The 532-nt window shown below is 50.2% G+C and carries 2 tRNA genes; both read right to left on the bottom strand.

Annotation, left to right across the window (positions count from 1 at the left end):
- Positions 1 to 142: 142 nt before the first annotated feature.
- Positions 143 to 218, bottom strand: a tRNA-Ala gene (locus Pmgp_RS19395).
- 111 nt (positions 219 to 329) lie between these two features.
- A tRNA-Ile gene (locus Pmgp_RS19390) sits at positions 330 to 406 on the bottom strand.
- Between the last annotated feature and the right edge of the window lie 126 nt (positions 407 to 532).

Raw genomic sequence — 532 nt, 5'->3', positions numbered from 1 at the left:
GCGCTACTAGAACTTTCCTCTGCAACTCGCCTTAGCTTTCGCCTCTGACGTGTCGCTTTGTCTCGCTTCTAAACAAGACTGGCTCTAGTTACTCTTGTTCTCCTATGCTGTGCAGTTTTCAAAGAACGGTTGAGAGACAAAATGGTGGAGATGAGCGGATTCGAACCGCTGACCCCCTGCTTGCAAGGCAGGTGCTCTCCCAGCTGAGCTACACCCCCAATATCGGTCGTCAGTCGTCTGATGTCGGACGTCGGACTGCTTGTAGGAATTTGCTTTAGCAAATTCCTTCTTAATCTGACTCCTGACTTCTGAATTCTGACTTCTGAAAATGGTGGGACTAGGTGGACTCGAACCACCGACCTCACGCTTATCAGGCGTGCGCTCTAACCGGCTGAGCTATAGTCCCACGGTCTCTCAAAACTAAACAGTGGCGTTTCGGTAGCCGGTTGTCGGTTGTCAGTAGTCGGATTGTTTGTTGGAATTCGCCTCTGGCGAATTCCTTCTTAAAATCTGACTACCCACTACCCACTAC

It is taken from the genome of Pelotomaculum propionicicum, from assembly GCF_004369225.1.
Classification (GTDB): Bacteria; Bacillota; Desulfotomaculia; order Desulfotomaculales; family Pelotomaculaceae; genus Pelotomaculum_B; species Pelotomaculum_B propionicicum.
Note: the sequence above shows the minus strand (reverse complement) of the source record. Positions and strands in the feature narration are given on the sequence as shown.